The following is a 23,833-nucleotide window of genomic DNA, read 5'->3' as shown; positions in this document are numbered from 1 at the left end:
AGCATCTGCAGCAATGGACGCTCGCTGGGTTCTGCACCTCGACATGGACGCCTTCTTCGCGTCCGTCGAGCAGCTGACCCGTCCCACGCTGCGGGGGCGCCCAGTGTTGGTCGGTGGGCTCGGTGGGCGCGGTGTGGTCGCCGGTGCGAGCTACGAGTCCCGCGTGTACGGCGCCAAGTCGGCGATGCCGATGCACCAGGCGCGCAGGCTGGTCGGCGCCGCGGCGGTCGTCCTTCCGCCGCGCGGCGTCGTCTACGGAGTGGCCAGCCGCCGGGTGTTCGAGACCGTGCGCGCGACGGTCCCCGTTCTCGAACAGCTCTCGTACGACGAGGCTTTCGGTGAGCCCGCCGAACTCGCGGGCGCGTCGGCGGATGAGGTCGAGGACTTCTGCCGGACCCTGCGCGCGCGGGTACTCGAGGTGACCGGGCTCGTCGCGTCCATCGGGGCGGGCTCGGGGAAACAACTCGCCAAGATCGCATCCGGGTTGGCCAAACCCGACGGTATGCGTGTGGTCCGCCGCGACGAGGAGCGCGCGATGCTCGACGGTCTTCCGGTGCGGCGGTTGTGGGGGATCGGACCCGTCGCCGGGGAGAAGTTGCACAGGCTCGGCATCGAGACGATAGGCGCATTCGCCGCGCTCAGCGAGGCCGAGGCCGCAGACATCCTCGGCGGCACCGTGGGCCCGGCGCTGCACCGGCTCGCCCGCGGCATCGACGACCGGCCGGTAGCCGAGAACGCGCCCGCCAAACAGATCAGCGCGGAGTCCACGTTCCCCGAAGACCTGACCACCCTTGATCAGCTCCGCGAAGCGATGGGCCCGATCGGTGAGCACGCCCACCGGCGCCTGGAGAAGGACGGCCGCGGTGCGCGCACCGTCACCGTGAAGCTGAAGAAGTCCGATATGAGCACGCTCACCCGCTCGGCCACCCTGCCGTACGGCACCACCGACGCGGCCACCTTGATCGCCACCGCGCGCCGGCTGCTGCTCGACCCCGTCGATGTCGGGCCGATTCGCCTTCTGGGCGTGGGCTTTTCGGGGCTCACGGACGTTCGCCAGGAGTCGTTGTTCCCGGACTTGGAGCTGATGGCCGCCGACGACGACGTCACCTACACCGGGGTGCCACCCACCGTCTCAGACCTTGCCGCGACCGCACCCGCCTGGCGCGTCGGCGACGACGTCACCCATCCCGACTTCGGGCACGGCTGGATCCAGGGCGCCGGGCACGGCGTGATGACGATCCGGTTCGAGACGCGGACCAGCGGACCGGGCCAGGCCCGCACGTTCCCGGTCGACACGCCCGGAATCGAGCGTGCGAACCCCGTCGACTCCCTCGACTGGCCCGACTACCTTGCCGAACTGGCGCGCTACCAGAGCACCCCGTAAACGCTCGAGATCGTGAAGCCGTGATCGCCGTACGTCTTACAAGTCACGGTGCCCTGATACCCGACACCGCAACTGGCGCCCCAGTTTTCGAGCCGATAACCGGCCGGCAGGACGTCGACCCCCTCGCGGGTGAACATCGGTGTGGGGGAGTGCCGGTACTCTGCGGGGCCGCCGCTGATCAGGAAGGTCTGATTGGTCCCGGGCGGGGCGCCCCGTGGAACACCGTCGCAGCCGATGGGCCCGCCGTTGGGGCCGATGCCACACGACAGGCCGTCGGGTGTCTTGAAGAACACGTGGTAGTTGGGTGGCGGGCCGGGTCGGTAGAAGCCTTGCGCGACGGGGTAGTCGTCGATCGCGTCGGCTCCCGGAGGCGCTTCGGCACGCGCCACCGTGCCCGCGGCCAAGGCCAGCGGCAGAACCGCGATCAGCGTGGCGCCTCGGCGAATCATGTTCTCGAAGGGCACGCGTCCACGGTGCCATGCGCGTCAACCCCATCGGTCGACGGCTTCGTCGACGGGGAGTCCGCTCGCCAGCGCCGCCATCAACAGCACCCGTGCCTGAGCAGACCGCAGCCGCCGCACCGGCATGGCGCCCGCGGCCACCAGATCGTGGCCCGGACCGTATGTTGGGCTGACCCGCGCTCCAGGCACGCGGGTGGTCACCGCGACGGCCACTCCGGCGGCGCAGAGTCGCTGTACGCCAGCGATCACCGCCGAGCCGGCATTGCCCGACCCCACCGCCTCCAGCACGATTCCGCGGGCGCCTGCGGCGGCGCAGCCGTCCATCGCCACCGCGTCCGCGCCCGGATAAGCGGCGACAATGTCCACCCTCGGTGCTGCCGCCGCCGGCAGCGCACCCAAGTATGGCCGCTCCTTCGGCGCGTGCCGGACGAACCTATCCTGCGACACGGCGCCGATCACCGTACCCGCGAAGCCACGTAGGTCCTCTGTCGCCACTTTCTGCAACCCCAACGGCTGCCAGACCGTGCCCGCAAGACTGACCACGACTCCGAGGCCTCGAGCTGAGGGACTTGCCGCGACCGCCAAAGCGTCCTGAAGATTGGTTGAGCCATCGGCGTCCGGAGCATCGGCGCTGCGTTGTCCGCCGGTGAACACCACTGGTGTAGTGCCGCGGTAGGTCAGGTCGAGCCATAGCGCCGTCTCCTCCATGGTGTCGGTGCCGTGCGTGACGACGACGCCATCGGCGTCTTCTGCCGCCGCGACGGCCGCCCGGATACGATCCCAGTCGGCGGGAATCATTTGCGAGCTGTCGACCGCCATCAGGTCGACCACATCCACGTCGAGATTGACCTCGAGCCCTGACGTTAGTTCGGCCCCAGTGCGGGACGGACGCTTGACGCCGTCCTCGCCTGTGCCGCTGGCGATCGTGCCGCCGGTGGTGACGACAACGAGGCGACCCATGGTCCGAGATTCTTCCGCATCGGCGTTTTGGGATGATGAAGCAGTGACTGACGACCCAGGCGTGGCCGACAAGATGACCGAAGAGGCTCCGCCGCAGCGACGGCTGGGCCTGCTGCTCGGCATCGCTGCCGTGGTGCTGGTCACCGACGTCGTCACCAAGGTGCTCGCGGTCAGACTCCTCACCCCCGGCCAGCCCGTGTCGATCATCGGCGACACGGTGACCTGGACGCTGGTGCGCAACTCGGGTGCGGCGTTCTCGATGGCCACCGGCTACACGTGGGTGCTCACGCTGATCGCCACCGGCGTGGTGATCGGGATCATCTGGATGGGCCGACGGCTGGTCAATCCGTGGTGGGCGGTCGGGCTGGGCATGATCCTCGGCGGGGCCCTCGGCAACCTCATCGACCGGTTCTTCCGCTCACCCGGCCCGCTGCAGGGACACGTCGTGGACTTTCTGGCCATCGGGTGGTGGCCGGTCTTCAACGTGGCCGACCCGTGCGTGGTCGGCGGGGCGATCCTGCTGGTGGGGCTGTCGCTGTTCGGGTTCGACTTCGATACCGTCGGGCGGCGGAAAGCCGCCGAGGACGAATAGATGGCCGATCGGTCGCTTCCAGTTCCCGAGGGCCTGGCGGGCATGCGGGTCGACGCGGGCCTCGCCCGACTTCTCGGCCTGTCACGCACGGCCGCCGCGGCGCTGGCCGAAGGGGGCGGTGTCGAGATCGACGGCGCCCCTGCGGGCAAATCGGACAAGCTGACCGCGGGCGCCTGGCTGGACGTGCGGTTGCCCGAAGCACCCGCACCCGTGGAGAACACACCCGTCGAGATCGACGGGATGGCGATCCTGTACTCCGACGAGGACATCGTCGCGGTGGACAAGCCGCCGGGGGTCGCCGCGCACGCCACCGTCGGTTGGTCGGGCCCGACCGTGCTGGGCGGCCTGGCCGCGGCGGGCTTCCGGATCAGCACCTCGGGGATCCACGAGCGCCAAGGCATCGTGCACCGCCTCGACGTCGGCACCTCGGGGGTCATGGTCGTCGCGCTCTCCGAACGCGCGTACACGGTGCTCAAACGGGCGTTCAAACAGCGCACCGTCGAGAAGCGCTACCACGCGCTGGTGCAGGGGCATCCCGACCCGTCGAGCGGAACGATCGACGCACCGATCGGCCGTCACCGCGGACACGATTGGAAGTTCGCGGTCACCGAGGGCGGCAGGCACAGCGTCACCCACTACGACACCCTCGAGGCGCACCGCGCCGCCAGCCTGCTCGACATCGAATTGGAAACGGGTCGTACACACCAGATTCGGGTGCACTTCGCCGCGCTGCACCATCCATGCGTCGGTGATCTCACCTACGGTGCCGATCCCACGCTGGCCAAGCGGCTCAAGTTGGACCGGCAGTGGCTGCATGCGCGGTCGCTGGCTTTCGCGCATCCCGCCGACGGGCGCCGCGTCGAGATCACCAGCCCGTATCCGGCCGATCTGCAGCACGCCCTCGACGCACTGCGCAACCACGAACTGTGAGCGAGACCCGCAGACCGGGCTTGCTGTTCGGCGTCGGCGCCTACGTGTGCTGGGGAACGTTTCCCGCGTTCTTTCCGCTCTTGAAACCCGCCTCGGCCCTCGAGGTGCTCGCGCACCGCATCGTGTGGAACTTCCTGCTGATGGTCGTCGTGGTCGCCGTCGTGCGCAGGCTCGGCGACCTGAGGCGGATCACCGGCCGCACCTGGCTGCTGCTGGCCGCTGCGTCGGCGTTGATCTCGATCAACTGGGGGGTCTACGTCTATGCCGTCAACAACGGCCACGTCGTCGACGCGGCGCTCGGCTACTTCATCAACCCGTTGGTGGTCGTCGCGCTGGGTCTGATCGTCTTCAGGGAGCGGCTCAATCGCGCGCAGTTCGCCGCGTTGGCCGTCGCGGTGACTGGCGTGGTGGTGCTGACGGTGGAAGTGAGCGCACCGCCCTACATCGGACTGGGCCTGGCGCTGTCGTTCGGCCTCTACGGCGCGGTGAAGAAAGTCGTGACGACCGACCCGCGGGTCAGCGTCGGGGTGGAAGCCGGCATCGCCACGCCATTCGCGGCGGCCTACATCGTCGTGCTGCAGAGCACTGGGCACGCGACGTTCACCGACTACGGCGGCGACCACGTCGCGCTGATGGTGCTCTCGGGCGTCCTGACGGCGGTGCCCTTGTTGTTGTTCGCCGCGGCCGCGCAGCGAATCCCGCTGGTGACGATGGGCCTGCTGTTCTACCTGACGCCGGTGATGCAGCTGACGTGGGGAGTGGTCGTCGGCCGGGAGCCGATGCCGCCGGCCCGCTGGTTGGGCTTCGCCTTGATCTGGCTGGCGCTGCTGGTCTTCAGCGCCGACGCCGTACGTCGGTCCACGGTAGAGCGAGATCTCTGTGACTCGTCGCGTTGACCACGACGTGGCAATTGCCCGGCGAGCGTCCGACGTCACAGAAATGCCGGCTTCCGGCCTGCGGATGCCGTGCCGGGGTTGAATCCCGTCTGACTCTCCCGTCACGCCGGGATTCTGGGCGCGGCGCGGAGACACGCATTTCCGACACGCCGAGAACTGTCGGAAGGCGGTCATAGACTGGCCCTCCTATGAGCCCTTCGGATTCACGGTCGTTCGTGCACCTGCATAACCACACCGAGTACTCGATGCTGGACGGTGCCGCGAAGGTCAAGCCGATGCTCGCCGAAGCTCAGCGCCTGGAGATGCCCGCGATCGGGATGACCGATCACGGAAACATGTTCGGCGCCAGCGAGTTCTACAACGCCGCCACCGGCGCAGGGATCAAGCCGATCATCGGTGTCGAGGCCTACATCGCACCGGGTTCGCGCTTCGAAACCAAGCGCATCCAGTGGGGCGATCCCAGCCAGAAGGGTGACGACGTATCCGGCAGCGGGTCCTACACCCACATGACGATGGTGGCCGAGAACGCCACCGGGTTGCGCAACCTGTTCAAGCTGTCCTCGCTCGCCTCCTTCGAGGGCCAACTCGGCAAGTGGTCACGCATGGACGCCGAGCTGATCGCCGAACACGCCGAGGGCATCATCGCCACCACCGGCTGTCCGTCGGGCGAGGTGCAGACCCGGCTGCGGCTCGGCCACTATGACGAGGCCGTGGCAGCGGCCGCCAAGTGGCGGGACATCTTCGGACCCGACAACTTCTTCCTCGAGCTGATGGACCACGGCCTCGACATCGAACGCCGGGTGCGCGAGGGGTTGCTCGACATCGGACGCAAGCTCGGCATCCCGCCGCTGGCCACCAACGACTGCCACTACGTCACCCGCGACGCCGCCCAGAATCACGAGGCGCTGCTGTGCATCCAGACGGGTAAGACGCTGTCGGATCCGAACCGGTTCAAGTTCGACGGTGACGGCTACTTCCTCAAAACGGCCGCCGAGATGCGTGCGCTGTGGGACGACCAGGTGCCCGGGGCATGTGACTCCACGCTGCTGATCGCCGAGCGGGTGTCCTCCTACGAGGACGTGTGGACCGTGCGCGACCGGATGCCGGTTTTCCCCGTGCCCGAGGGCCACACCCAGGAGTCGTGGCTGCGCCACGAGGTCCGCGCGGGGCTCGAGCGTCGCTTCCCGTCCAGTGAGGTACCGCAGGAGTACACCGATCGCGCCGACTTCGAGATCAAGGTCATCTGCGACAAGGGTTACCCGTCGTACTTCCTGATCGTGGCCGACCTCATCAACTATGCGCGGTCGGTCGACATCCGGGTCGGCCCCGGCCGCGGGTCGGCCGCCGGATCGCTGGTCGCCTACGCGCTGGGCATCACCAACATCGATCCGATCCCGTACGGGTTGCTGTTCGAGCGGTTCCTCAACCCCGAGCGGGTGTCGATGCCCGACATCGACATCGACTTCGACGACCGCCGACGCGGCGAGATGCTGCGATATGCCGCCAACAAGTGGGGCAGCGACCGGGTGGCCCAGGTGATCACCTTCGGCACCATCAAAACCAAAGCAGCGCTGAAGGATTCGGCGCGTGTGCACTACGGTCAGCCCGGCTTCGCGATCGCCGACCGGATCACCAAGGCGCTGCCTCCGCCGATCATGGCCAAAGACATTCCGCTGTCGGGGATCACCGACCCCAACCATGAGCGGTACAAGGAGGCCGCCGAGGTCCGAGGGCTGATCGACACCGACCCAGACGTCCGCACCATCTACGAGACCGCGCGCGGACTCGAGGGCCTGGTGCGCAATGCCGGTGTGCACGCCTGCGCGGTGATCATGAGCTCCGAGCCGCTGATCGATGCGATCCCGCTGTGGAGACGCCCGCAGGACGGTGCGGTGATCACGGGCTGGGACTACCCGTCGTGCGAGGCCATCGGCCTGCTCAAGATGGACTTCCTCGGGCTGCGCAACCTGACGATTATCGGTGACGCGCTGGACAACATCAGGGCCAACCGGGGGATCGAGCTCGACCTCGAAGCCGTCTCGCTCGACGACAAGGCGACCTACGAGTTGTTGGGCCGCGGCGACACGCTCGGCGTGTTCCAGCTCGACGGTGGGCCGATGCGCGACCTGCTGCGGCGCATGCAGCCCACCGGCTTCGAGGACGTGGTCGCGGTGATCGCGCTCTACCGCCCCGGCCCGATGGGCATGAACGCCCACAACGACTACGCCGACCGCAAGAACGGCCGCCAGGCGATCAAACCGATCCACCCCGAACTCGAAGAGCCGCTGCGCGAGATCCTCGCCGAGACCTACGGCCTGATCGTCTACCAAGAGCAGATCATGCGGATCGCGCAGAAGGTCGCCGGGTACTCGCTGGCCCGAGCCGACATTCTCCGAAAAGCCATGGGCAAGAAGAAGCGCGAGGTTTTGGAAAAGGAGTTCGAGGGCTTCTCGGAGGGCATGAAGTCCAACGGCTTCTCCGCCGCGGCCATCAAGGCGCTGTGGGACACGGTGCTGCCGTTCGCCGACTACGCGTTCAACAAGTCGCACGCCGCCGGGTACGGCCTCGTCTCGTACTGGACGGCCTACCTCAAGGCCAACTATCCGGCCGAGTATATGGCCGGGCTGCTCACGTCGGTCGGCGACGACAAGGACAAGGCCGCGGTGTACCTGGCCGACTGCCGGAAACTGGGCATCACGGTGCTCCCGCCGGATGTCAACGAGTCGGGGCTGAACTTCGCCTCGGTGGGCGAGGACATCCGCTACGGCCTGGGGGCCGTCCGCAACGTCGGCGCCAATGTCGTTGCCTCACTGATCAATACGCGCACCGAGAAGGGGAAGTACATCGACTTCTCCGATTACCTGAACAAGATCGAGATCGGCGCCTGCAACAAGAAGGTCACCGAGTCGCTGATCAAGGCAGGCGCGTTCGACTCGCTGGGGCATCCGCGCAAGGGGTTGTTCCTGATCCATACCGACGCCGTCGATTCCGTGCTCGGCACCAAGAAGGCCGAGGCGATGGGGCAGTTCGACTTGTTCGGCGGCGCCGACACGGCCACCGACGCGGTGTTCACCATCAAGGTGCCCGACGAGGAGTGGGAGGACAAGCACAAACTGGCGCTCGAACGCGAGATGCTCGGCCTCTACGTGTCCGGTCACCCGCTCAACGGCATCGCCCACCTGCTTGCCGCCCAGGTCGACACCGCGATCCCGGCGATCCTCGACGGCGACCTTCCCAACGACACCCAGGTGCGCGTCGGCGGCATCCTCGCCTCGGTCAACCGCAGGGTTAACAAGAACGGGTTGCCCTGGGCCTCAGCGCAACTGGAGGATCTGACCGGCGGCATCGAGGTGCTGTTCTTTCCGCAGACCTACTCGACGTTCGGTGCCGAGATCGCCGACGACGCCGTCGTGCTGGTGGGTGCCAAGGTGGCGATCCGCGACGATCGGATCTCGTTGATCGCCAATGACCTTGTGGTGCCCGACTTCTCGAATGCGCAGCTGGATCGCCCGCTGGCGGTGAGCCTGCCGACGCGGCAGTGCACCGTCGACAAGGTGACCGCGCTCAAGCAGGTGCTGGCCCGCCACCCCGGCACGTCGCAGGTGCATCTGCGGTTGATCAGCGGGGAGCGGATCACGACGCTGGAGTTGGACACGTCGCTGCGCGTCACACCGTCGTCGGCCTTGATGGGCGACCTCAAGGCGCTGCTGGGGCCGGGCTGCCTGGGCGGCTGACGCCTTAGTTCAGGACATTCACCGCCCGCGCGATGACGAGCCCGGCGGTGCCCAGCGCGACGATCGCCTGCACCGTCATCATCATCTTCGCCCACCGTGCGAGGGGCATGGTGTCGGTCGGGGAGAACGCCATTACGTTCGTCACGCTGACATAGAGGTAGTCGATGAACGTGGGCCGCCAATCCGGTTCGGCCACATGCGGAGTCGTCATCTGTGGGAACAGGAAATCGGGATAGGGCCGCTCTCCTGCATGCCGCGCGAACGGCCCGCCCCGGTCCAGTTCCCAGTACCAGATACCGAAGACGATCACGTTCGTGACGATGATCGAGGCGCCGCTGCCCAGCAGCACCGCCGCGTCGTTGCTTTCGTCGCCGCTGAGGATGCCGAAGGCCAGCACGACCGCCGACAGCGTGTTGTCGAGGGTGATCGCCGCCAGCAGAACCCATGTGGTGTACCGGCCGACCCGCGTGCGCCGGGTCATGACGCGCGGGTTGATCGCCAGCAGCGCCAGCAGCAGAAGTCCCTCCAACACCACCAGCGGCCACCGCGGGACCAGCGTGTAGTCCTTCGGGATCGCGAGCTGCAACGCGATGACCGCCACCACCGCGATCAGCACGGGCAGCGTGCTCTCCGGAACGCCGCGCCGCAACCAGGCCGGCGCGCGGTGCTGTTCCGGCGGTGATTCCATGCCGTCATTGTGATGCGCCAGGATGGTCGGATGGAGTCACGACACGTCAGCACCTGGATCGCCGCGCCGCCCGAGGCCGTCTACGAGTTCGCCGCGGACCCGCAGACGTGGCCGCGGTGGGCGGCGGGCCTCGCACAGGGCGGCCTTCGCCAGACTCCGGGCGGTTGGGTGGCCGACTCACCGATGGGTGAGGTGACCGTCGAGTTCTCGCCGCGCAACGATCTCGGCGTGCTCGACCACGTCGTGCGCCTGCCCACCGGGGAAGCGGTCTACAACCCGATGCGGGTGCAGCCCTGGAATGTGCCGACCGACGCCGGCGAGCCGCGCTGTGAGGTGGTGTTCAGCGTGCGCCGGCGGCCGGCGATGACCAACGAGCAGTTCGATGCCGACACCGAAGCGGTGGCCGCCGACCTGGCGACGCTCAAGAGGCTGATCGAGGACTAAAGGCGCGGCGGGCAGAGCGCGCTGAACGTCAGCCACGTGACGGTTCCGACCGCGGCACCGGTCAGCACCGCGGCGGCCGTCGTCGCGGTGGCGATCCCGACCACCAGCGCCACCAGCGCGCCGAGCACCAGAGCGATCAGCTTGTAGGCCGGCCACGGCACGCCCGCCACCGACACGTCGCACGTCACGCGTGCGGCTGCGGTGCGGAAGTTACCTGCGGTGGTCATAGCACCCACGATAGCTCGTAACCAATTTTTCGGCCACCCGAAACGCCGGATCAGGCCAGCGGATCTCCAGCGCGTCTAAGCTGGTGGGATGCCACTTTCCGGAGAGTATGAGCCCAGCCCGTGGGACTGGGTGAGGGAACACGCCGACCGAATCGCACAATCCGGCACCACCGCGGGTGTGGACATGAAGGGCAAGCCGCTCATCCTGCTGACGACCGTCGGCGCGAAGACGGGCAAGATCCGCAAGACCCCGCTGATGCGGGTGGAACACGACGGCCAGTATGCGGTGGTGGCCTCGTTGGGCGGCGCCCCGAAGCATCCGGTCTGGTACCACAACATCAAGGCCCATCCGCGGGTGGAACTGCAGGACGGCGCGGTGACCAGGGAGTATGACGCTCGGGAGGTCACCGGCGAGGAGAAGGCCGTCTGGTGGGAGCGCGCCGTGTCCGCGTGGCCCGACTACGCCGAGTATCAGAAGAAGACCGACCGCCAGATCCCGGTGTTCGTGCTGACCCCGATTTCTTGAAAACCGCTGGTTGGTGGCACCATTGACCGGTGTCCGCTGAACTGAGGCAAAGCCCGAGGACGTCGCCACTTCGTGCGGCGGATATCGACGAGGCCGCTCAGCGAATTGCGGACGTCGTGCTGCGCAGCCCGCTGGAACTCAGCGACAGGCTCTCGGACGCCACCGGCGCTGCGGTGTATCTGAAGCGCGAGGATCTGCAGCCGGTGCGGTCCTACAAGTTGCGCGGCGCGCACAACCTGCTGATGCAGTTGTCCCCCGACGAGTTGGCCGCGGGCGTGGTGTGCTCGTCGGCGGGCAATCACGCGCAGGGCTTCGCGATGGCGTGCCGCTCGATGGGCGTGCGCGGCCGGGTCTACGTGCCGGGCAAGACGCCCAAGCAGAAGCGTGACCGGATCCGATACCACGGCCGCGAGTTCATCGAGTTGATCGTCGGCGGCAGGACCTACGACGACGCCGCGGCCGCCGCGGCCGAAGACATCGCCCGCACGGGCGCGACATTGGTGCCGCCTTACGACGATCTGCGCACGATGGCCGGACAGGGCACTATCGCCGCCGAGATCATCGATCAGCTCGACACCGAACCCGACCTCGTCGTCGTCCCGGTCGGGGGCGGCGGATGCATCGCCGGCATCACCACCTATCTGGTCGAACGAACCAGCGGCACCTCCGTGTTGGGCGTCGAACCGGCGGGGGCCCCCGCGATGATCGCGGCGCTGGCGGCTGGTGAGCCGGTGACGATCGACGACGTGGACCAATTCGTCGACGGTGCGGCGGTGAAGCGTGCGGGAACATTGCCGTACGAGGTGCTGGCGGCGGCCGGCGACATGGTGTCGATGACGACCGTCGACGAGGGCGCCGTGTGCACCGCGATGCTCGACCTGTACCAGAACGAGGGCATCATCGCCGAGCCGGCGGGAGCGCTGTCGGTGGCCGCGTTGATGGAGGCTGACATCGAGCCGGGATCGACTGTGGTGTGCGTGATCTCGGGCGGCAACAACGACGTGTCGCGCTACGGCGAGGTGCTGGAGCGTTCGCTGGTGCATCTTGGCCTCAAGCACTATTTCCTGGTCGACTTCCCGCAGGAGCCGGGCGCGCTGCGCCGTTTCCTCGACCAGATCCTCGGCCCCAACGACGACATCACCTTGTTCGAGTACGTCAAGCGCAACAACCGCGAGACCGGCGAGGCGCTGGTCGGAATCGAGTTGGGTTCGGCGACCGACTTCGAGGGCCTGCTCGAGCGCATGCGCGCCTCGGACATCCACGTCGAGGCGCTCGAACCGGACTCACCGGCGTACCGCTACCTGCTCTGAGATGATCGGTGCCGCGCGCCCGGCGTCGAAACTGAAGCTGTGTAGGACTTTTCCGCGCGAAGTGGCGAATAAGTTCAGTTTCGGCGGATGACCGCGAACGAGTGCCCCTCGAGGCGGGTGGTCTTTTCGGCGACCTCGGGCACGCCCCACGCCAGCACCACCTCGCCGGTGACCGGGACGTCGACGGCGTCGCTGCCCAGATTGCATGCGATCGACAGCGACCCGCGGTGCATCACGATCCAGCGCCGGTCTTCGTCGTAGTCGATCCCGAGGTTGTCCAGCCACGGGTCGGCCATATCGGGCTCGTTGTGCCGCAACGCGATCAGATCGCGGTATACCCGCCGCAGCCGGCCGTGGTCGCCCTCGTCGATCTCATCCCACTTCAGCTTCGAGCGCTCGAACGTCTCGGGGTCTTGCGGATCGGGGATCTCGTCGGCGTCCCAGCCGTGCTCGGCGAACTCGCGCTTGCGGCCCTCGGCCGTGGCCCGCGCCAGTTCGGGCTCCGGATGTGAGCTGAAGAACTGGAACGGTGACGACGACCCCCATTCCTCGCCCATGAAAAGCATGGCCGTATACGGGCTTCCGAGCGCCAAGGCGGCTTTGACGGCGAGTTGACCGAACGTCAGGTTCTGCGACGGCCGGTCTCCGACGGCGCGGTTGCCCACCTGATCGTGGGTCAACGTATACGCCAGTAGGCGGGTGCCCGGAATCGTGGCGGTGTCCAACGGTCGCCCGTGCCTGCGGTGCCGAAACGACGAGTACGTGCCGGCGTGGTAGTAACCGTTCTTCAGCGTGGTGGCCAGCGCCTCAACGGTTCCGAAATCGTTGTAGTAGCCCTGCTGTTCGCCGGACACTGCGGAGTGGATCGCGTGGTGGATGTCGTCGTCCCACTGCGCGGTCATCCCCAGGCCGCCCTTGTCGCGGGGGGTGATGAGCCGCGGATCGTTGAGGTCGCTCTCGGCGATCAACGACAGCGGCCGGCCCAACTCTGCTGCCAGCGCATCGGTTTCGGCGGATAGCTCTTCGAGGATGTGGATCGCCGTCGTGTCGACGAGGGCGTGCACCGCATCCAGACGCAGCCCGTCGGCGTGGAAGTCGCGCATCCAGCGCAGCGCGCAGTCGATGATGTAGCGCCGCACCTCGTCGGCATCGGCGTCGGCGATGTTGATCGACTCGCCCCACGGATTGCTGCCGGCCGACAGGTACGGCCCGAACATGGGCAGGTAGTTCCCCGAGGGGCCCAGGTGGTTGAACACGGCGTCGATCAGCACCCCGAGTCCGCGTTCGTGGCAGGCGTTGATCAGGCGTACCAGCGCGTCGGGCCCGCCGTATGGTTCGTGTACCGCGTACCAGAGCACACCGTCGTAACCCCACCCGTGGGTGCCACCGAAGGCGTTGACCGGCATCAGCTCGACGAGGTCGACGCCGAGGTCGACGAGGTAGTCCAGCTTGTCGGCCAAGGCGTCGAACGTGCCTTCGGGAGTGAAGGTCCCGACGTGCAATTCGTAGATCACCGCACCCTCGATCGAGCGGCCGGCCCAGTCGGCGTCCGTCCATGCCGACGGATCCGGTTGCCACAGCTGCGACCTCTCGTGCACACCGTCGGGCTGACGGGGGGAGCGGGGGTCGGGGAGCACTTTGGGGTCGTCGTCGAGGACGAAACCGTAGCGCGCGTCAGGCCGGGCCTCGACGTCGGCGCGCCACCACCCGTTGTCGGAGCGGGTCATGTCGTGCAGTTCACCGTCCACGTCGAGCCGGACCCGTTGCGGTCGCGGCGCCCACACGCTGAATTCAGCCATCGACCCGCTCCAACAGTACGACCGGCAGTTCGGTGAAGAGTTCGGCGGCCAGCACCCGCCCGGTGTGCCGGCGTCCGCCGATGCGGTCCGCCCAGGTGCCCGAGGGCAGGGTGAGAGCTGTTTCTCCCCAGCCGGTTTCGGAGAGCCGCACGGAATGCCGGGTGACGGCGGTCAGCACGTCGCCACCGCGCTGGAACGCCACGAGGTGTTGCGCCGCCGGCCCGTCGGCCAGCACGGGGGTGTAACCGCCCGTCGAAAACGTCGCGGGCCGCTCCCGCCGGACCGCCAGCGCAGAAGTGACCACCCGCAGCTTCGGATGGCGCATCGCCTCCAATGCCTTGCGGCGAGCCGCGTAGTCGACGGGTCGGCGATTGTCCGGATCGACCAGGCTGTCCTCCCACAGTTCGGTGCCCTGGTAGACGTCGGGGACCCCGGGTGCGGTGAGCGCCAACAGTTTCTGGCCCAGCGCGTCGCTGCGGGCATGCAGGTCGAGCCGCGCGACCAAACCGGTCAATTCGGTGGCCACCGGGCCGTCGATCACGGCGTCGATCCAGGTCTGCAGCCGGGTTTCGAAATCCTCGTCCGGATCGTTCCAGGTGGTGTGCACAGCGGCTTCGCGGATGGCCTTCTCCGCGTACGCGTGCAGTCGCTCCCGCAGCTCGTCGGTCACCGTGCCGTCGGCAGGCCAGACCCCGAACATGTTCTGCAGCAGGAAGAACCCGGTGGCACGGTCGGGAGATGGCGTGCGTTGCTCCCATGCGGTGACGTACTCGGCCCACAGCGACGGAACCTGCGACAGCAGTCCGATGCGCGCCCGCACGTCCTCGCCGCGCTTGGTGTCGTGGGTCGTCATCGCAACCATCGCGTCAGGCCACAACCGGGCACGCACCGCGGCCCGCTGGTGGAACTCGGCGACGCTCACTCCGAAATGGTGCGGTTCGGAACCGACCTCGTTGAGTGAGACCAGCCGCGCGTCGCGGTAGAACAGGCAGTCCTCCATCGACTTGGCCGTCGCCGCACCGCACAGTTGCTGCAACCGGACCTCGGCCTCGTTATTGACCGCCAGCGCGGTCGTGATCAAGGCCAGGGGCTCGGCCAATTCAGGTTTCGCAGTGGCTGTCTCGGCCAGCGCGCTGGGCAGGACACCAGACAGCGAGCGGTAGTCGGAGCGGTAGACGTCGATGCGGCTGAGCAGAGCCGCGATCGCCGCAGGCAGGTCGTCATGGTCGGTTCCGATGGCGCCGACGATCTTGCGGCGCAACCGGGCGAGCTCGCTGCCCAGGGTGACCGTGACGGCATTCGCCTTGAGCGTGCGCGCGAGATCCGGCATCGAGCTATAGGCCAACCCTGTGGAGTCGAACAGGGCGGTCAGGGGTTCCTCGCCCGACGGGTCGATGAACACGCCGCCGATTTCCCGCATCGCGTCATAACCGGTGGTTCCGGCGACCGGCAGCGTCGGTTCCAGCGGCTCGTCGGCGGCCAGGATCTTCTCGATCACGATCCAGGCGTCGGGTCCGGTGAGCTCGCGCAGCCAGGTCAGATAGCCGGCCGGGTCCGACAGCCCGTCCGGGTGGTCGATGCGGATGCCGTCGACCAATTCCTCGTCGAACCACCGTTTCACCTCGGCGTGGGTGGCATCGAAGACGGCGCGGTCCTCTTGGCGCAAGCCGGCCAGCGAGGTGATCGAGAAGAACCGGCGGTAGCCGCAGATACCGGACAATTCCCCCGTCGCTTCGCTCGACCCGTTCTTCCAGGCGACCAGGTGATAGTGCTGCCGATCGTGCACCTGCGGACCGGTCCCGTCCTCGGTGCCGGGTGCGATCGGGTAGACGAGGTCGCCGAGGCGTAGCACGGGCTCAGCGCCGCTGGCGTCGACCTCGAGATCGTCGGCGTCGTCGTCGGATCCGAGCACAGGCACTACGACGCGCCCGCCGTCGAGGTCCCAGTCGATGTCGAAATAGGAAGCGTAGGCCGACTCGCGCCCGTGCTTGAGCACGTCCCACCACCACGCGTTATCCCGCGCCTTCTCCACACCGACGTGATTGGGCACGATATCGACGATCAAGCCGATGCCCTTGTCGCGGGCCGCGCGCGACAGGCGCGCAAACCCTTCGGGCCCACCGAGTTCGGCGGACACCGTCGTGGGATCGGTGACGTCGTAACCGTGGGTGGAGCCTTCCGCCGCGGTGAGGATCGGCGACAGGTACAGGTGGGAAACGCCGAGCGCCGCGTAATAGTCGAGCAGGTTCTCGGCATCGGCGAAAGTGAAGGCGTCACCGCGCATCTGGAGGCGGTACGTGGATTGGACGGGAATGTGTCGCGCCATCAGGCCGTCTTACGCATCACCAGCAGGGAGCGCGCAGGCAGCAAGATCTTCTCCCCGGCCTTGGCCACCAGCTCGGTGGACCCGGTGGCGTCTGTGGTGTCGAGCGCCGCGGTCCACTCCTTCGCGTAGTAACCCGAGGGAGTGACGAAGTGCTGTGGGCGGTCATGGGCGTTGAAACACAACAGAAACGAGTCGTCGACGACTCGCTCTCCGCGTTCGTTCGGCGCCGAGATGGCGTCACCGTTGAGGAACACCGCAACACATTTGCCCAACCCGGTGCCCCAGTCCTCGATGGTCATCTCCTCACCGGCGGGGGTCAACCACGCGATGTCGCGCACCTGATCGCCGCTGCGGATCGGCTTGCCCTCGAAGAACCTGCGCCTGCGGAACACCGGGTGGTCCTTGCGCAGCTGGGTGACTTTGCGGGTGAACTCGAGCAGGTCGGCATTCTTCTCGCACAACGACCAGTCCATCCAGGAGAGCTCGGAGTCCTGGCAGTAGACGTTGTTGTTGCCCCGCTGGGTGCGGCCGATCTCGTCGCCGTGCGAGATCATCGGCGTGCCCTGCGAAACCATCAACGTGCCCATGATGTTGCGCATCTGCTTACCGCGGAGCGCCAGAATGTCCGGATCGTCGGTCGGACCCTCGACGCCGCAATTCCACGACCGGTTGTGACTCTCGCCGTCGCGGTTGTCCTCGCCGTTGGCCTCGTTGTGTTTCTCGTTGTAGGACACCAGGTCGTTCAACGTGAAGCCGTCGTGGCAGGTGACGAAGTTGATGCTCGCACTAGGGCGCCGGCCGGTCGCCTCGTAGAGGTCGGACGAACCGGTCAGCCGCGATGCGAACTCGCCGAGGGTTGCGGGCTCGCCCCGCCAGTAATCACGCACAGTGTCGCGATACTTCCCGTTCCACTCGGTCCACAAACCTGGGAAGTTGCCGACCTGATAGCCACCTTCGCCGACGTCCCACGGTTCGGCGATCAGCTTGACCTGGCTGACCACCGGATCCTGTTGCACCAGGTCGAAAAACGCGCTCAAGCGGTCGACGTCGTAGAACTCGCGGGCCAGGGTGGCGGCAAGGTCGAAACGGAACCCGTCGACGTGCATCTCCATCACCCAGTAGCGCAGCGAGTCCATGATCAGCTGCAGAGTGTGGGGATGGCGGGCGTTGAGGCTGTTGCCGGTGCCGGTGAAGTCCTTGTACAGGCGCAGATCGCCGTCGAGTAGCCGGTAGTAGGCGGCGTTGTCGATGCCCCGGAAGTTCAGTGTCGGACCGAGGTGGTTGCCCTCGGCGGTGTGGTTGTAGACCACGTCGAGGATGACCTCGATCCCGGCCTCGTGGAATGCGCGCACCATGGTCTTGAACTCGGCGACCGCACCGCCGGCGTGTTTGTTGGCCGCGTACTGGTGGTGTGGTGCGAAGAACCCGAAAGTGTTGTAGCCCCAGTAGTTTCGCAGCCCGAGGTCGATGAGCCGGTGGTCGTGGAGGAACTGGTGCACCGGCATCAATTCGATGGCGGTCACGTTCAGCGACTTCAGGTGGTCGATGATCACCGGGTGGTGCAGGCCGGCGTAGGTGCCGCGGAGCCCGTCGGGGATGCCGGGATGTCGCTGCGTCATGCCCTTGACGTGGGCCTCGTAGATCACCGTCTCGTGGTACGGCGTGCGCGGTGCGCGGTCCGAAACCCAGTCGAAGTACGGGTTGATCACGACGCTGGTCATGGTGTGCCCGAGGGAGTCGATGCGGGGCGGGGTGCCGCCGGAGGCGAGATCCTCGGCGTTCAAGTCGTAGGAGAACAGCGCCTGGGAGAACTCGAAGTCACCGTGGAACGACTTGCCGTACGGGTCGAGCAGCAGCTTGCTCGGGTCGCACCGGTGGCCGGCCGCGGGGTCCCACGGGCCGTGCACGCGAAAGCCGTAGCGCTGTCCCGGGGTGACCGTCGGCAGGTAGCAGTGCCAGACGTAGCCGTCGACCTCTTCGAGGTTGATGCGCTCTTCGCTGCCGTCCTTGCCGATCAGGCAGAGCTCGACCCGATCGGCCACCTCGGAGAACACCGAGAAGTTGGTGCCCGCGCCGTCGTAGGTTGCGCCCAGCGGATACGCCACTCCCGGCCAGACGGTGGGTACCGCCGCCGGTTCGCCGGAAGGCATCAGCCAACCCACCAACCGGTGGCGGCGGCGATCTGCCTTCCGAGTTCGGGCGCCATCGTGCGCATATACGTCTTCGAGATGTGATGAGCGTCGTGGTAGAGCAACACGTTCCCCTCCACGGCCCGGCAAATGTCCTTGCGGCACACCGCATCACTCATGTCGAGCGGCTTCATCAACGGGAATCGCTTGACGAAATCGAGTGTCGGGTTGCGCTCCGAGAGTACGTCGGATCGCCGTGTTCCACAGGAGATAGCGTCACCGCCGCCCGCGAGGCAGTCAGCGGCGAAGAACGGTTCACCGTTGCGGACCAACCACGGCGTGTCCCGCATGGCCAGGATCGGGATCCTGTTGGCGGACAATTCCTGCCAGATGCCGACATACGTCGAGGGCATCACATCGCCGGCCCTGATGTTCCATGGCCGCGTGGAGGTGGTGAAGACGTAGTCGGGCCGGTCGGCCACGATCTGGGCCATCACTCGCTTGTTCCACTCGTGGCACTTCGGGTACGGGCGGTTGTCGCCCATCACCAGCGGCACCTGCTCGGTGGTCAGCGGGCAGCCCATCTTCAGGTAGGTGACCACCTTGAAGTGGTGCCGTTTGCCGAGCAGGTCGAGCGCGGTGATCCAGTGTTCGGCGTGCGATCCGCCGGCCAGCGCAATGGTGCGCTTGGCGTTCTTGTCACCGTAGGTGCAGTTGATCACGTCGACGGTCTCGAAGTCGCTGATGCACCCGTCCTCAGTGGTCTCCGGCAGATCGTTCTTGGCCTCCAGCACGCTCGGGCGCATCGGAAGCTTGGGCACCCTGGCATTGCTCAGCAGAGCAGCGGCGCCGGGGTAGTCCTGTGTCGAAAGCGACACGAGCTCTGCCCCGTTGGTGCGTTGGACGAGCACGTGCTCACGCCAGGTGAACGAGGTGACGGTCAACGCCACACCCAGCAGGGCGACCACGGACCCCAGCACCACCGGCGGCCTGCGCCGGCGGGCCTTCTTCGGCGCGGCCGTGCGTTGGGCCGAGGAACTGCGGTAGCGCAGCGGGTTCTCGACGTACTTGGTGGTCAACCACGCCAGCACCCCGGACAACAGCAGAACCACCGCCCCTTCGAGGAAGGTGGCGCGGCTGTGGCCGGTGTAGGACAGCCAGAAGATCAGCAGCGGCCAGTGCCAGAGATACAGCGAGTAGGCCATCGCCCCCAGCGATACGAAGGGCGCCGTGGCCAGCAGCCGGTTGGGCAGCGGCATCCGTCCTGCGGTGTGCGGGTCGGCCACCCGGTTCGCCGCGGACAGGATGAACAGGATGGTGGCGCCGACGGGGACCAGCGCCCACGGCCCGGGGAACTCCTTGACGCCGTCGATCAGCGCGCCGCACGACAGGATCGCCGCCAGCGCCACCACCGCGGCCATCGTCCGCAGCCACATCGGCATCCGCAGATGTGTCACGAGCGCACCGACCAGCGCACCGAGCAGCAGCTCCCACGCCCTGGCGAAGCTGTTGTAGTACGCAGTGGCTTGGTCGGCGTTGTGGGCGTGAACGGCGTAGACGAACGACGCGATGGTCAGCGCGCTGAGCAGCACGACGAACGCCACACGGGTGTATCGGCCGAAGACCCGGCGAAACAGCAAGGCGGACAGGAAGATTATCGCCAGGAACGCGATGTAGAACTGGCCCTGCACCGACATCGACCAGATGTGCTGCAGCGGGCTGACCGCCTCACCCGCGCGCAGGTAGTTCGACGCGGAGTTGGCCAGTTCCCAGTTCTGGAAGTAGCCGAGGCTGGCCAGGCTCTGGTCGGCGAACGTCTCCCATCGCGTCTGCGGCTGGATCAGGACGGTCAGCACCGCGGACGCCGCGAGCACGACGACCAGGGCGGGCAGCAGCCGCCGGATCAGCCGCGTCACCTCCGGACGCGGCCGCAGCGACACGCCCGGCGTCATCGCCGAGCGCAGCAACCGGCCGCCGAAGAAGAAGCCGGACAGCGCCAGAAACACGTCCACACCGCCGGACACCCGGCCGAACCACACGTGGAACACCGCGACGAGTGCGATCGCGATACCGCGCAAACCGTCGAGGTCATGCCGGTAAGCCGCTGAGGAGCGGGTGCCGGTCGAGGCTTTCGCGGCGCGCAACGGACGTCCCGGATAGCTGACGGGCGCCGACCGGGGAGGGGCGAGGGTCATCATGGTCGACCGATAATCTACCGAAGGTGCCAGCCATGACGCCCGCCGAGATCGGTGCGATCGACGCCGCCCACGTCTGGCATCCCTACAGCACGATCGGCGCGGAAGCCTTGGCTCCCGTCGTCGCGGTCGGTGCCCGCGGCGCTTGGCTCAGCCTCCATCACGACGGGCGCGAGGTGCGGGTTCTCGACGCGATGGCGTCGTGGTGGACCGCGATCCACGGCCATGGTCATCCGGTGCTCGACGCGGCGATCACCGAGCAGCTCGCCACCATGAATCACGTCATGTTCGGCGGGCTCACGCACGAACCGGCCGCACGGCTCGCGCAGTTACTGGTCGAAATCACTCCCGACGGCCTGGACACCGTGTTCTTCAGCGACTCAGGGTCGGTGTCGGTCGAGGTGGCCGTGAAGATGGCGCTGCAGTACTGGCGCAGCCGGGGCCGAGGCGCCAAGCATCGCCTGATGACGTGGCGCGGCGGGTACCACGGCGACACCTTCACCCCGATGAGCGTGTGCGACCCGGACGGCGGGATGCACGAGCTGTGGACGGACGTGTTGGTCGCCCAGGAGTTCGCACCGCCGGTGCCGCGCGACTACGACGCCGGTTACGTCGAGTCGTTCGAGACGCAATTGGCCGAACACGCCGACGAACTGGCCGCGGTGATCGTCGAACCCGTCGTGCAAGGCGCGGGCGGGATGCGGTTCCACGACCCCCGCTACCTCGCGGAGCTGCGCGACATCTGCTCCCGGTACGAGGTGCTGCTGATCTTCGATGAGATCGCGACCGGCTTCGGCCGCACCGGTGAACTGTTCGCGGCCGACCACGCGGGCGTGAGCCCCGACATCATGTGCGTCGGCAAGGCGCTCACCGGCGGCTACATCACGCTGGCGGCGACGCTCTGCACACGGGAGGTCGCCCACACGATCAGCTCGAACGAGCCGGGCGCCCTGATGCACGGCCCCACGTTCATGGCCAACGCGCTGGCATGCGCGGTCGCGGTCGCCGCGGTCGAACTGCTACTCGACCAGGACTGGCGCACGCGGGTCCGCGAGATCGAGGCGGGACTGCGCTCGGGGCTGGCCTCCGCGCCGTCGCTGCCCGGGGTGGCCGATGTGCGGGTGCTCGGCGCGATCGGCGTCATCGAGATGGACTGTCCCGTCGACCTGAAGGTGGCGACGCCCGCGGCGCTGGAGCACGGCCTGTGGCTGCGCCCGTTCCGCAACCTCATCTATGCGATGCCGCCGTACATCTGCACGTCCGAGGAGATCGCGCAGATCACCGCGGGGATGGTCGCGGTCGCCCGGGCCCTGGGTGATGAACCAAGCCACTAACTCCTCAGGCGCTCGCGGCACATTTGTGCCGTCGCGCGCGGGTGCCCTAACCTGAACGCTGTTCAAGTCCGATGCGAGGAGCACGGTGACGCGCGCAGGTCTCTCACCGCTGGCGTGGCTCGACGATGTCGAAAGGCAGCGGCGCGCCGCGGGGCTGAGGCGATCCCTGCGTGCGCGGCCACCGGTCAGCACCGAGCTCGACCTGGCCTCCAACGACTATCTGGGCCTGTCGCAGCATCCCGCGGTGATCGACGGCGGGGTGGTCGCGTTGCGTACCTGGGGTGCGGGTTCCACCGGATCGCGCCTTGTCACCGGAAACACCGAACTGCACGAGGGTTTCGAGCGGGCACTGGCCGGATTCGTCGGCGCGGAGGCTGCGCTGGTGTTCTCGTCCGGCTATACCGCCAACCTCGGCGCGGTCGTCGCATTGTCGGGTGCGGGGTCGCTGCTGGTGTCCGACGCGTTGACACACGCCTCGTTGGTCGACGCGTGCCGGTTGTCGCGGGCGCGGGTCGTCGTCACGCCACACCGCGACGTCGCCGCGGTGGAGGCGGCGTTGGCGGCGCGCGGCGAGGAGCGCGCGGTGGTACTGACGGACTCCGTCTTCTCCGCGGACGGTGACCTCGCACCGTTGCGCGCCCTGCACGATGCATGCCGCCGCCACGGCGCACTGCTGATCGTCGACGAGGCCCATGGTCTCGGCGTCCGCGGCACGGGCGGACGCGGCCTGTTGCACGAAGTCGGCCTGGCCGGTGCGCCCGACATCGTGATGACCACGACGCTGTCCAAGGCGCTGGGCAGCCAAGGCGGTGTGGTGCTGGGCCCGACGGTCGTGCGTGACCACCTGATCGACGCCGCGCGGCCGTTCATCTTCGACACCGGGCTGGCGCCCGCCGCCGTCGGTGCGGCCTGGGCTGCGCTCGACATTCTGGTCGCCGAGCCGTGGCGAGCACGGGCCGTGATCGACCGCGCCGCGGAGCTCGCATCGATCTGCTCGGTGTCGGAGCTTCCCGAATCGGCCGTCGTATCAGTGGTTCTCGGCGACGCGGACGTCGCCTTCGGCGCAGCGGTGGCATGCTTGGACCGCGGTGTGCGCGTGGGGTGCTTCCGGCCGCCGACGGTGCCGGCAGGCACATCGCGGCTGCGACTGACCGCGCGGGCGTCGCTGACCGACGACGAGATGCGGATGGCGGCCGAGGTGCTCACTGACGTGCTGGCGACCGCGCGCCGGTGAGCACCCTCCTCGTCACGGGCACCGACACCGGCGTCGGAAAGACAATCGCCACCGCAGCTCTGGCCTGCCACGCCCGGCTCGCGGGCATCGACGTCGCGGTGTGCAAACCCGTACAGACCGGCAGCCCCCACGACGACGACCTCGCCGACGTCGGGCGGCTCTCGGGTGTGACCCGGCTGTATGGCGGATGGCGATACCCGGAGCCGCTCGCGCCCGCCGCTGCCGCGCGCCGAGCGGGCATGACACTGCCGACCCGCCCCGAACTGGTCGAGTCGGTGCGGTCCGCTGCCGCGTCGCTGACGCTGGTGGAGGGGGCCGGCGGGCTGCTCGTCGAGATCGGAGCGGGGACGACGCTGCGCGACCTCGCGGGCGACCTGGGTGCACCGGTACTGGTGGTCGTCGGGGCCGGGCTCGGCACGCTCAACCACACCGCGCTGACACTGGAAGCGCTTGCACACGAAGGTATTCCGTGTGCCGGCCTGGTGATCGGCGCGTGGCCGTCGTCGCCGGGTGTCGCCGAGCAGGGCAACCGCGCCGCGCTGGCCGAGCTGGCTCCCGTGCGGGGGATTCTGCCTGCGGGTGCCGGCGCGCTGACCGCATGCGATTTCGAGCGCATGAGCGGCGACGCCTTCGATTCCGCGTGGATCGAAAGCCTGGTCTAGAC

19 protein-coding genes are annotated in these 23,833 nt (G+C 67.7%); 11 read left to right on the top strand and 8 right to left on the bottom strand.

Translation table 11 applies throughout. The features are described from left to right. The first annotated feature begins 13 nt into the window (after positions 1-13). Entirely contained in the window at positions 14-1,384 is a 1,371-nt protein-coding gene (locus tag A5790_RS24755) for a DNA polymerase IV (RefSeq protein WP_066850352.1), read from the top strand. Here A5790_RS24755 and A5790_RS24750 read toward each other — a convergent pair. Together A5790_RS24750 and A5790_RS24745 are read right to left on the bottom strand one after the other, a co-directional pair. After that, positions 1,366-1,833 carry a hypothetical protein gene (locus A5790_RS24750; protein ID WP_066850476.1) on the bottom strand — a complete coding sequence of 156 codons (468 nt, stop codon included), beginning with the start codon at positions 1,831-1,833 and terminating at the stop codon, positions 1,366-1,368. The genes A5790_RS24755 and A5790_RS24750 overlap by 19 nt on opposite strands. Before the next feature lie 36 nt (positions 1,834-1,869). Beyond that, complete coding sequence (locus tag A5790_RS24745; protein ID WP_066850351.1) at positions 1,870-2,805, bottom strand: asparaginase; 936 nt, start codon at positions 2,803-2,805, stop codon at positions 1,870-1,872. 73 nt (positions 2,806-2,878) lie between these two features. On the opposite strand from A5790_RS24745, the gene lspA reads away from it, so the two are divergent. The 4 genes from lspA (at position 2,879) to dnaE (ending at position 8,957) form a co-directional block, all read left to right on the top strand. Continuing rightward, the gene (gene lspA, locus A5790_RS24740; protein WP_231987891.1) at positions 2,879-3,397 is read left to right on the top strand and encodes a signal peptidase II; all 519 of its coding nucleotides are present in this window, start codon (positions 2,879-2,881) and stop codon (positions 3,395-3,397) included. Continuing rightward, positions 3,398-4,327 (top strand): RluA family pseudouridine synthase, encoded by a 930-nt coding sequence (locus tag A5790_RS24735; protein WP_066850347.1) that lies wholly within the window; start codon positions 3,398-3,400, stop codon positions 4,325-4,327. After that, positions 4,324-5,223, top strand: a complete 900-nt coding sequence (gene rarD, locus A5790_RS24730; protein ID WP_066850345.1) for an EamA family transporter RarD — start codon at positions 4,324-4,326, stop codon at positions 5,221-5,223. The genes A5790_RS24735 and rarD overlap by 4 nt, the downstream gene beginning before the upstream one ends. Positions 5,224-5,411: 188 nt before the next feature. Beyond that, entirely contained in the window at positions 5,412-8,957 is a 3,546-nt protein-coding gene (dnaE, locus tag A5790_RS24725; protein ID WP_066850343.1) for a DNA polymerase III subunit alpha, read from the top strand. A 4-nt stretch (positions 8,958-8,961) separates the two neighbouring features. Here the strand turns inward: dnaE and A5790_RS24720 are convergent, their stop codons facing one another. After that, positions 8,962-9,645 carry a hypothetical protein gene (locus tag A5790_RS24720; RefSeq protein WP_066850341.1) on the bottom strand — a complete coding sequence of 228 codons (684 nt, stop codon included), beginning with the start codon at positions 9,643-9,645 and terminating at the stop codon, positions 8,962-8,964. Between the two features lie 30 nt (positions 9,646-9,675). Here A5790_RS24720 and A5790_RS24715 point away from each other — a divergent pair, with 30 nt between their 5' ends. Then, positions 9,676-10,089, top strand: coding sequence for an SRPBCC family protein (locus tag A5790_RS24715; RefSeq protein WP_066850339.1), 414 nt, complete (start codon positions 9,676-9,678; stop codon positions 10,087-10,089). Here A5790_RS24715 and A5790_RS24710 read toward each other — a convergent pair. Further along, the gene (locus A5790_RS24710) at positions 10,086-10,316 is read right to left on the bottom strand and encodes a hypothetical protein (protein ID WP_066850337.1); all 231 of its coding nucleotides are present in this window, start codon (positions 10,314-10,316) and stop codon (positions 10,086-10,088) included. The two genes, A5790_RS24715 and A5790_RS24710, sit on opposite strands and share 4 nt — an antisense overlap. A gap of 88 nt (positions 10,317-10,404) precedes the next feature. On the opposite strand from A5790_RS24710, the gene A5790_RS24705 reads away from it, so the two are divergent. Both A5790_RS24705 and ilvA read left to right on the top strand, forming a co-directional pair. Beyond that, the gene (locus A5790_RS24705; RefSeq protein ID WP_066850335.1) at positions 10,405-10,842 is read left to right on the top strand and encodes a nitroreductase family deazaflavin-dependent oxidoreductase; all 438 of its coding nucleotides are present in this window, start codon (positions 10,405-10,407) and stop codon (positions 10,840-10,842) included. A gap of 29 nt (positions 10,843-10,871) precedes the next feature. After that, on the top strand, positions 10,872-12,152 hold the full coding sequence (gene ilvA, locus A5790_RS24700; protein ID WP_066850334.1) for a threonine ammonia-lyase IlvA: 1,281 nt from the start codon (positions 10,872-10,874) through the stop codon (positions 12,150-12,152). 74 nt (positions 12,153-12,226) lie between these two features. On the opposite strand, the gene treZ is transcribed toward ilvA, so the two are convergent. Genes treZ through A5790_RS24680 form a run of 4 tightly spaced genes read right to left on the bottom strand, consistent with a single transcriptional unit; the run spans position 12,227 to position 20,604 of the window. Next, complete coding sequence (gene treZ / locus A5790_RS24695) at positions 12,227-13,951, bottom strand: malto-oligosyltrehalose trehalohydrolase (RefSeq protein ID WP_066850332.1); 1,725 nt, start codon at positions 13,949-13,951, stop codon at positions 12,227-12,229. Then, positions 13,944-16,277 carry a malto-oligosyltrehalose synthase gene (treY, locus tag A5790_RS24690; protein WP_197696882.1) on the bottom strand — a complete coding sequence of 778 codons (2,334 nt, stop codon included), beginning with the start codon at positions 16,275-16,277 and terminating at the stop codon, positions 13,944-13,946. The genes treZ and treY overlap by 8 nt, the downstream gene beginning before the upstream one ends. After that, positions 16,277-18,427: a glycogen debranching protein GlgX gene (glgX, locus tag A5790_RS24685; protein ID WP_066850474.1), complete on the bottom strand. Its 2,151-nt coding sequence runs from the start codon at positions 18,425-18,427 to the stop codon at positions 16,277-16,279. The genes treY and glgX overlap by 1 nt, the downstream gene beginning before the upstream one ends. After that, complete coding sequence (locus A5790_RS24680) at positions 18,427-20,604, bottom strand: acyltransferase family protein (protein ID WP_066850328.1); 2,178 nt, start codon at positions 20,602-20,604, stop codon at positions 18,427-18,429. Before A5790_RS24680 ends, glgX begins: the two co-directional genes overlap by 1 nt. 32 nt (positions 20,605-20,636) lie before the next feature. On the opposite strand from A5790_RS24680, the gene A5790_RS24675 reads away from it, so the two are divergent. From A5790_RS24675 to bioD, 3 genes are all read left to right on the top strand, one after another. After that, positions 20,637-21,935, top strand: a complete 1,299-nt coding sequence (locus tag A5790_RS24675) for an adenosylmethionine--8-amino-7-oxononanoate transaminase (protein ID WP_066850327.1) — start codon at positions 20,637-20,639, stop codon at positions 21,933-21,935. Between the two features lie 85 nt (positions 21,936-22,020). Continuing rightward, a complete protein-coding gene (locus tag A5790_RS24670; RefSeq protein ID WP_066850325.1) occupies positions 22,021-23,169 on the top strand; it encodes an 8-amino-7-oxononanoate synthase in 1,149 nt (382 codons plus the stop codon). After that, positions 23,166-23,831: a dethiobiotin synthase gene (gene bioD, locus A5790_RS24665; protein ID WP_066850323.1), complete on the top strand. Its 666-nt coding sequence runs from the start codon at positions 23,166-23,168 to the stop codon at positions 23,829-23,831. Before A5790_RS24670 ends, bioD begins: the two co-directional genes overlap by 4 nt. The last annotated feature ends 2 nt before the right edge of the window (positions 23,832-23,833 follow it).

The organism is Mycobacterium sp. 852002-51152_SCH6134967 (genome assembly GCF_001667105.1).
Lineage (GTDB): Bacteria > Actinomycetota > Actinomycetes > Mycobacteriales > Mycobacteriaceae > Mycobacterium > Mycobacterium neumannii_A.
The sequence above is the reverse complement of the archived record's forward strand: the minus strand, read 5'-3'. Positions and strand labels throughout refer to the sequence as shown.